General features: G+C 67.5%; 8 protein-coding genes. All 8 read left to right on the top strand.

Going from position 1 to position 8008, the window contains the following annotated elements; genetic code table 11:
• Positions 1-149 precede the first annotated feature (149 nt).
• The 8 genes from aspS to RT456_RS11460 all read left to right on the top strand — a co-directional run bounded on the left by aspS (position 150) and on the right by RT456_RS11460 (position 7791).
• Entirely contained in the window at positions 150-1901 is a 1752-nt protein-coding gene (gene aspS / locus RT456_RS11425) for an aspartate--tRNA ligase (RefSeq protein WP_313346570.1), read from the top strand.
• Between the two features lie 202 nt (positions 1902-2103).
• A complete protein-coding gene (locus tag RT456_RS11430) occupies positions 2104-2451 on the top strand; it encodes a DNA primase (RefSeq protein WP_313346572.1) in 348 nt (115 codons plus the stop codon).
• Positions 2452-2471: 20 nt separating this feature from the next.
• Positions 2472-2993: a GNAT family N-acetyltransferase gene (locus RT456_RS11435; RefSeq protein ID WP_313346574.1), complete on the top strand. Its 522-nt coding sequence runs from the start codon at positions 2472-2474 to the stop codon at positions 2991-2993.
• Positions 2994-3112: 119 nt separating this feature from the next.
• A complete protein-coding gene (locus RT456_RS11440) occupies positions 3113-3745 on the top strand; it encodes an alpha/beta fold hydrolase (protein ID WP_313346575.1) in 633 nt (210 codons plus the stop codon).
• Positions 3746-3841: 96 nt separating this feature from the next.
• A complete protein-coding gene (locus tag RT456_RS11445; protein WP_313346577.1) occupies positions 3842-4573 on the top strand; it encodes a YebC/PmpR family DNA-binding transcriptional regulator in 732 nt (243 codons plus the stop codon).
• Positions 4574-4702: 129 nt separating this feature from the next.
• Entirely contained in the window at positions 4703-5224 is a 522-nt protein-coding gene (gene ruvC / locus RT456_RS11450; RefSeq protein WP_313346579.1) for a crossover junction endodeoxyribonuclease RuvC, read from the top strand.
• A gap of 10 nt (positions 5225-5234) precedes the next feature.
• Complete coding sequence (gene ruvA, locus RT456_RS11455) at positions 5235-5822, top strand: Holliday junction branch migration protein RuvA (protein WP_313346581.1); 588 nt, start codon at positions 5235-5237, stop codon at positions 5820-5822.
• A 49-nt stretch (positions 5823-5871) separates the two neighbouring features.
• Positions 5872-7791 carry a potassium transporter Kup gene (locus RT456_RS11460; protein WP_313346583.1) on the top strand — a complete coding sequence of 640 codons (1920 nt, stop codon included), beginning with the start codon at positions 5872-5874 and terminating at the stop codon, positions 7789-7791.
• Positions 7792-8008 lie beyond the last annotated feature (217 nt).

Below are 8008 nucleotides of genomic sequence, written 5' to 3' on the forward strand. Positions count from 1 at the left end.
CCTTGCGGTCGTTGGTGCGCGGACTATATGTCTGGGCCGGATCAAGCCCGCGTGACCATCCCGATTTGCCCGATCGGGTCGGCGGCCGCAGAATAACGGGCTGACCGGTGCCGCCTGGCGCCGGCAATCTCCTGCGGAGCTTTACCCCCATGCGTACCCACTTCTGTGGCCTGGTCGACGAGACCCTGATTGGCCAGACTGTCACCCTCGCCGGCTGGACCGACGTTGCCCGCAACCTGGGCGGCGTGTGCTTCATCGATCTTCGCGATCATGAGGGCATCGTGCAGGTGACCGTTGAGCCGGAAAACGCGGAGGTATTCAAGGTCGCCGCCAGCCTGGGCTACGAGGACGTGCTGCAGGTCGAGGGCGTGGTGCGCAAGCGCCATGCGGTGAACGACAAGATCGCCACCGGCCAGGTCGAGATCGTGGCCAGCCGCATCACCATCCTCAACAAGGCCGAGCCGCTGCCGTTCCACGCCCATGAGAACCCGGGCGAGGAAACCCGCCTCAAGTACCGCTACCTGGACCTGCGCCGCCCGGAAATGCAGCGCATGCAGCGCACCCGCATCAAGCTGGTGCAGGCGCTGCGCCGCCACCTGGATGGCGAGGGCTTCCAGGACATCGAAACCCCGATCCTGACCAAGGCCACTCCGGAAGGCGCGCGCGACTTCCTGGTGCCGGCGCGCATGCACCCCGGCGAGTTCTACGCCCTGCCGCAGAGCCCGCAGCTGTTCAAGCAGATCCTGATGGTGGCCGGCTTCGACCGGTACTACCAGATCGCGCGCTGCTTCCGCGACGAGGCACTACGTGCCGACCGCCAGCTGGAATTCACCCAGCTGGACATGGAGTTCGCCTTCGTGCGCGAGCGCGACGTGCAGGACTTCGTGGAGGGCATGATCCGCGCCATCTTCAAGGAAGTGGTCGATGTGGAGCTGGCCGCCAGCTTCCCGCGCATGACCTGGGCCGAGGCGATGCGTCGCTTTGGTTCGGACAAGCCGGACCTGCGCATCGCGCTGGAGCTGGTGGACGTGGCCGACCTGGTCAAGACCAGCGAGTTCCCGGTGTTCACTGCGGCCGCCAACGATGCTGACGGCCGCGTGGCCGCGCTGCGCATTCCGGGCGGTGCCAGCCTGTCGCGCAAGCAGATCGACGACTACGCCGCGCATGCCGCCAAGTACGGCGCCAAGGGCCTGGCCTACATCAAGATCGCCGAGAACGGCGAGGTCAGCTCGCCGATCGCCAAGTTCTTCAGCGAAGACGCGTTTGCCGCGCTGGTGGCCCACGTCGGTGCCGGCAACGGTGACATCGTGTTCTTCGGTGCCGGTGGCTACAACAAGGTGTCGGACTTCATGGGCGCCCTGCGCCTGAAGGCCGGCAAGGACTTTGGCCTGGTCGCCGCCGGTTGGGCGCCGCTGTGGGTCACCGACTTCCCGATGTTCGAGTACGACGACGAGGCACAGCGCTACGTCGCCCTGCATCACCCCTTCACCGCGCCGGCGGTGGACGACATCGCCGACCTGCGCGCCAATGCGAAGACCGCGGTTTCGCGCGGCTACGACATGGTGCTCAACGGCAACGAAATCGGCGGTGGCTCGATCCGTATCCACCGCTCGGACATGCAGAGCGCGGTATTCGAACTGCTCGGCATCGGTGCCGAAGAGGCCGAGGCCAAGTTCGGCTTCCTGCTCGATGCGCTGCGTTTCGGCGCCCCGCCGCACGGTGGCATCGCCTTCGGCATCGACCGCATCGCCGCGCTGATGGCCGGTACCGAATCGATCCGCGACGTGATTCCGTTCCCGAAGACCACCGGCGCGCAGTGCCTGATGACCGGCGCCCCGTCGCCGATTCCGGATGAGCAGCTGGCCGAAGTGCACATCCAGGTCCGCCCGCGCAAACAGTGATCCTGCAATCACCCAGTGCCGGCCGCTGGCCGGCTACCATCGGGCCATACGATCCGGTAGTGCCGGCCGCTGGCCGGCTCCCATCGGGCCACACGATCCAGTAGTGCCGGCCGCTGGCTGGCTACCATCGGGCCACACGATCCAGTAGTGCCGGCCGCTGGCCGGCTCCCGTCACACACACATCGTCCAGGAGATCCAGGCAATGACCGAGTTTGCGTTCGTGTTGGAATGGGAAAAGCTGGGCAATGAAGGCGCCGATGCCAATCTGGTGACCGAACGCGCCCGCGTGTTCGGTGGCTGGCTGGTGCGCGTGGGGACCAACCCCGCCGCGATGGCGCTGACCTTCGTCGCCGACGGCGAAGGGCGCTGGGACGGTGAAGACTTCGGCGTCGAGGATTACGAGGACGACGAAGAGGACGAGGACGACGGCGAAGAGTACGAAGAGGGCGACGAAGAAGGCGAGGAAGAGGACGAAGACGAGGAAGAGTACGAGGACGAGGAAGACGAGGACGGCGAAGAAGACGACGCCGCCAAGGGGACGCAGGCCTGAGGCCTGCCCCGATCCCGTCCATGTACACCATCCGCCGCGCCGGCCCCGAGGACGCACCGACCCTGTCGGTGCTGGCCACCCGCACCTTCGTGGAAACCTTCGGCCACCTGTACCCGCCGCAGGACCTGCAGGACTTCCTGGCCGAGTCCTACGCGGTGGAACGCCAGCGCGTGATCCTGTCCCACCCGGACTACGCGGTGTGGCTGCTGGAGCTGGACGGGGTGGCCGTGGGCCACGCCGCCGCCGGCCCCTGTGGACTGCCGCATCCGGACGTGCAGCCCGGCGACGGCGAGCTCAAGCGGCTGTACCTGGTCAAGGACCAGCAGAGCTGTGGCTGGGGCAGCCGCCTGCTGGAAACCGCGCTGACCTGGCTCGAACGCGACGGTCCGCGCACGCTGTGGCTGGGCGTGTGGTCGGAGAACTTCGGTGCGCAGCGCTTCTATGCCCGTTACGGGTTCCAGCGGGCGGGCGAGTACCTGTTCCCGGTGGGCCAGATCAACGACCTCGAGTTCATCCTGCGCCGTCCGCCGCAGGCCGCCTGAACGGCGCGCACCCCCTCACTGCCTGGCGGCGACGGCTTCACTCGCCGTTTCCCGGTCCATTTGTCTAATAGAACCGTATCCAATCACTGGAACGGTTTCGCACCGGCTACGCTGAGCATATGAATCCCCCCGTTTTACTGCTGCACGGCATCTGGAATGCCCGCGCCTGGGTTGGTCCGTTGGCCTGGCGCCTCCGCGCCCGCGGGTTCAGCGTGGACACCTTCGGCTATTCGAGCGTCTTCGGCGGGCCGGATGTCGCGGTGCCGCAGCTGCTGGAGCGCCTGCAGGGCAGCGGTCCGGTGTCGCTGGTCGGGCACAGCCTGGGTGGGCTGGTGGCACTCGAAGCGCTGCGCCGCCAACCGGACCTGCCGGTGTCGCGGGTGGTCTGCCTGGGCTCGCCGCTGCGCGGCAGCGGGACGGCGCGCTCGCTGGCCGACCACGGCTGGGCACTGGCCCTGGGCCGCAGCAGTGGCATGCTGCTGGACGGCCTGCCGGCCTGGGAGGGCAGGGCGCGGGTGGGCCTGGTGGCCGGTTCGGTTCCGCACGGCCTGGGCAGCCTGCTCGGGGCCATTGGCGACGCGTCCGACGGCACCGTGGCGCTGGACGAGACCCGCCTGCCGGGCCTGGCCGACCATTGCGTGGTCCCTGCCAGTCACAGCGGTCTGGTGTTTTCCCCGGACGCGGCGCGCCAGACCGCCGCTTTCCTGCGTGACGGCTGCTTCCGCCACGACCGGGCGGCACACGCCGCCTGAGGGTGCGACACCCTGCTGCGGGGGGATCTAACACGTTGCCACCGGCCGATCAGGTAGAATCCGCGCCCTGTTCCTGACGCAAGCACGGAAACACCCATGGGTAGAGGCCCTTCCATCGAAAACCGCAAAAACGCGTCTGACGCGAAGCGCGGCAAGATTTTCACCAAGATCATCCGTGAGATCGGCGTAGCCGCGCGCGGCGGTGGAGGCGACCCCAACAACAACCCGCGCCTGCGCGTGGCCATGGACAAGGGCCTGGCCTCGAACATGTCCAAGGACGTGATCGAACGCGCCATCAAGAAGGCCACCGGCGAGCTGGAAGGGGTGGAGTACGAAGAGATCCGCTACGAGGGCTATGCGCCCGGTGGCGTGGCGGTGATCGTGGACTGCCTGACCGACAACCGCGTGCGTACCGTGGCCGATGTCCGCCATGCGTTCAGCAAGTGCGGCGGCAACATGGGCACCGAAGGCTCGGTGTCCTTCATGTTCAAGCGCGTGGGCGTGCTGCACTTCGCCGCGGGCGCCAATGAAGAGACCATCACCGAGGCGGCCATCGAGGCCGGCGCGGACGATATCGTGGTGTACCCGGAAGACGGCGCCATCGACGTGCTCACCGCCGCCGACAGCTACCACGCGGTCAAGGAAGCGCTGGAAGCGGGCGGGTTCAAGCCGGACCACGCCGAACTCACCTTCCGCGCCGACAACGACATCAAGGTCGAGGGCGACACCGCCCTGCAGGTCAAGAAGCTGCTGGACATGCTGGAAGACCTGGACGACGTGCAGGACGTGTTCTCCAACGCCGACCTCGGCGCGGACGCCTACGCCTGACCGTTTCGCCCCCGTCTCGCCAAGTGCGACGCGGGGGCGGACAATGCGGACCATGATGACTCCTGACGTACCCTGCCATCGTTTCCGCACGTCTCCGCTCCGGCCCGCTGGCGGCCGGGTGCGCCGCGCATGATCCGCATCCTCGGCATCGACCCCGGTTCCCAGCGCACCGGGGTGGGCATCATTGACGTGGACCCGACCGGCAAGGTGCTGCACGTGCACCACCTGCCGCTGGTGCTGCTGGGCGCGGACGACTTCCCGCAGCGGATGAAGGTGCTGGTCGTGGGCCTCAATGCGCTGGTCGAGGAGTACCGGCCGGACGAAGTCGCCATCGAGAAGGTCTTCATGGCGCGCAATCCCGATTCGGCGCTGAAGCTGGGCCAGGCGCGCGGCGCGGCCATCTCGGCGGTGGTCATGCGCGACCTGCCGGTGCACGAGTACGCGGCCAGCGAAATCAAGCTGGCTGTGGTCGGGCGCGGCGGTGCGGAAAAGCAACAGGTCCAACACATGGTCGGGCTTATGCTCAACCTGAGAACCAAGCTGCAGGCCGACGCCGCCGACGCGTTGGCCGTGGCCATCACCCATGCCCACGTACGGGCGACGGCACAGCGGCTGGGCGTCAATACGCGCCAGGCGTGGAGCCGGAAATGAGGACATCTGCATGATTGGTCGTCTGCGCGGGATCGTGGCGTACAAGGCGCCGCCGTGGCTGCTGATCGACGTCAACGGCGTCGGCTACGAGCTGGAGGCGCCGATGAGCACCTTCTACGACCTGCCCGAGCTGGGCCGCGAGGTCACGCTGTTCACCCACTACGCGCAGAAGGAAGACAGCGTTTCGCTGTACGGCTTCCTGCGCGAGGGCGAGCGCCGCCTGTTCCGCGATGTGCAGAAGGTCAGCGGGATCGGGGCCAAGATCGCGCTGGCGGTGCTGTCGGGCGTGAGCGTGGACGAGTTCGCGCGGATGGTGCAGGCCGGTGACATCACCGCGCTGACCCGCATCCCCGGTATCGGCAAGAAGACGGCCGAGCGCATGGTGCTGGAGCTGCGCGACCGTGCGGCCAATTTCGGGGGCGGCGGTGCGCCGATCGCCGGGGCGGTGGCCACCGACCCGGTTTCCGAGGCCACCGTGGCCCTGCAGCAACTGGGCTACAAGCCGACCGAGGCCGCCCGCATGGCGCGCGATGCCAATGCCGACGGCGACGATGTCGCCACCGTGATCCGCAAGGCCCTGCAGGCCGCGCTGCGCTGACCCGCGCGCCGGCCCCTTCCTTCACCGACCGACCTCTGTCCGGAGCTCCATGTCCACCTCTCCCACCCAACACGACAACGGCCATGCCGGGCACGGCCACGCGCCGGCCGCCGGTGGTCTGGCGCTGATCGTCGGTGCCATCGGCGTGGTGTTCGGCGACATCGGCACCAGTCCGCTGTACACCCTGAAGGAAGCGTTCTCGCCGCATTACGGCCTCAACAGCGACCACGACACCGTGCTGGGCGTGCTGTCGCTGGCGTTCTGGGCGTTGAACATCGTGGTGACGCTCAAGTACGTCACCATCATCATGCGCGCCGACAACGACGGCGAGGGCGGCATCATGGCGCTGATGGCGTTGACCCAGCGCACCCTGCGGCACGGGTCGCGCTCGGCCTACGTGGTGGGCATCCTGGGCATCTTCGGTGCGTCGCTGTTCTTCGGTGACGGTGTGATCACCCCGGCCATCTCCGTGCTGGGTGCCGTTGAAGGCCTGGAGGTGGCCGCGCCCGGCCTGCATGCCTTCATCGTGCCCATCACCGTGGTGGTGCTGCTGGCGGTGTTTGCCGTGCAGCGCTTCGGTACCGAGAAGATCGGCAAGCTGTTCGGGCCGATCACCTCCATCTGGTTCATCTCGCTGGCCGCGATCGGCATCTGGAACATCATCGATGCGCCGGAAGTGCTCAAGGCGTTCAACCCGATGTGGGCGCTGCGCTTCTTCATGGACCACGGCTGGCACGGCGTCTTCATCCTTGGCGCGGTGGTGCTGGCGGTGACCGGTGGTGAAGCCCTGTACGCCGACATGGGCCACTTCGGTGCCAAGCCGATCCGCCATGCGTGGTACTTCTTCGTGCTGCCGTGCCTGGTGCTGAACTACCTGGGGCAGGGCGCGCTGGTGCTCAACAACCCCGAGGCCGTGAAGAACCCGTTCTTCGAGGCCGTGCCGGAGTGGGCGCTGTACCCGATGATCATCCTGGCCACCATGGCCGCCGTGATCGCCTCGCAGTCGGTCATCACCGGCGCGTTCTCGGTCTCGCGCCAGGCCATGCAGCTGGGTTACATCCCGCGCATGCGCATCACCCACACCTCGCACGACACCATCGGCCAGATCTACATCCCCGGCATCAACTGGGGCATCGCGGTGATGGTGATCGGCCTGGTGCTGGCGTTCCGCAGCTCGTCCAACCTGGCCGTGGCCTACGGCATCTCGGTGTCGGCCACCATGCTCATCGACACCCTGCTGCTGGCGCTGGTCGCCCGCGCGCTGTGGCCGACCTCGCGCTACTGGATCATTCCGCTGTGCGTGGTGTTCTTCATCATCGACCTGGGCTTCGTAATCGCCAACGGCGCCAAGCTGCTGCAGGGGGCGTGGTTCCCGGTGGTGCTGGGCATCGTGCTGTTCACCATGATGCGGACCTGGCGCCGTGGCCGTGAGCTGCTGCGCGATGAGATCCGCAAGGACGGCATCCGCATCGACACCTTCCTGCCGGGGCTGATGCTTGCCCCGCCGGTGCGCGTGCCCGGCACCGCGGTGTTCCTCACCGCCGACCCGTCGGTGGCCCCGCATGCGCTGATGCACAACCTCAAGCACAACAAGGTGCTGCACGAGCGCAACGTATTCCTGCACGTGAAGACCCTGCCCATTCCCTATGCGATGGAAGGCCAGCGCCTGAAGATCGAATCGGTGGGCGACGAGTTCTACCGCGTATACGTGCGCTTCGGCTTCATGGAGACCCCGGACGTGCCGCTGGCGCTGATGCGCTCGTGCGACCACGGCGGCATCTATTTCGATCCGATGGACACCACCTTCTTCGCCAGCCGCGAGACCATCGTGGCCACCGCCAACCGCGGCATGCCGATCTGGCGCGACAAGCTGTTCGCGCTCATGCACCGCAATGCGGCCCCGGCGACCGGGTTCTTCCGGATTCCGGGGAACCGGCTGGTAGAGCTGGGCGCGCAGGTAGAGATCTGACGGCGTCGGCGCGCTACGTGGGCCGCGGGCGGCACTCCGCCTTCGGCGCAGGGACGCCGGTAGTGCCGGCCACTGGCCGGCTCCTCACGACGCCCGATGCAGTCCGGGGTAGTGCCGGCCGCTGGCCGGCTCCTCACGACGCCCGATGCAGTCCGGGTAGTGCCGGCCGCGGATCGCGCCGCTTTTGCCGCATAATTGCGGAATGACCGACGACCGC

It is taken from the genome of Stenotrophomonas sp. (genome assembly GCF_032099025.1).
Lineage (GTDB): Bacteria > Pseudomonadota > Gammaproteobacteria > Xanthomonadales > Xanthomonadaceae > Stenotrophomonas.

Bases quoted from the DNA above. Each gene is read 5' to 3' on its own strand.
- RT456_RS11440 (WP_313346575.1), top strand. From the start codon at position 3,113: ATGAATCCCCCCGTTTTACTGCTGCACGGCATCTGGAATGCCCGCGCC.
- RT456_RS11445 (WP_313346577.1), top strand. From the start codon at position 3,842: ATGGGTAGAGGCCCTTCCATCGAAAACCGCAAAAACGCGTCTGACGCG.
- ruvC (WP_313346579.1), top strand. From the start codon at position 4,703: ATGATCCGCATCCTCGGCATCGACCCCGGTTCCCAGCGCACCGGGGTG.
- aspS (WP_313346570.1), top strand. From the start codon at position 150: ATGCGTACCCACTTCTGTGGCCTGGTCGACGAGACCCTGATTGGCCAG.
- RT456_RS11430 (WP_313346572.1), top strand. From the start codon at position 2,104: ATGACCGAGTTTGCGTTCGTGTTGGAATGGGAAAAGCTGGGCAATGAA.
- RT456_RS11435 (WP_313346574.1), top strand. From the start codon at position 2,472: ATGTACACCATCCGCCGCGCCGGCCCCGAGGACGCACCGACCCTGTCG.
- RT456_RS11460 (WP_313346583.1), top strand. From the start codon at position 5,872: ATGTCCACCTCTCCCACCCAACACGACAACGGCCATGCCGGGCACGGC.
- ruvA (WP_313346581.1), top strand. From the start codon at position 5,235: ATGATTGGTCGTCTGCGCGGGATCGTGGCGTACAAGGCGCCGCCGTGG.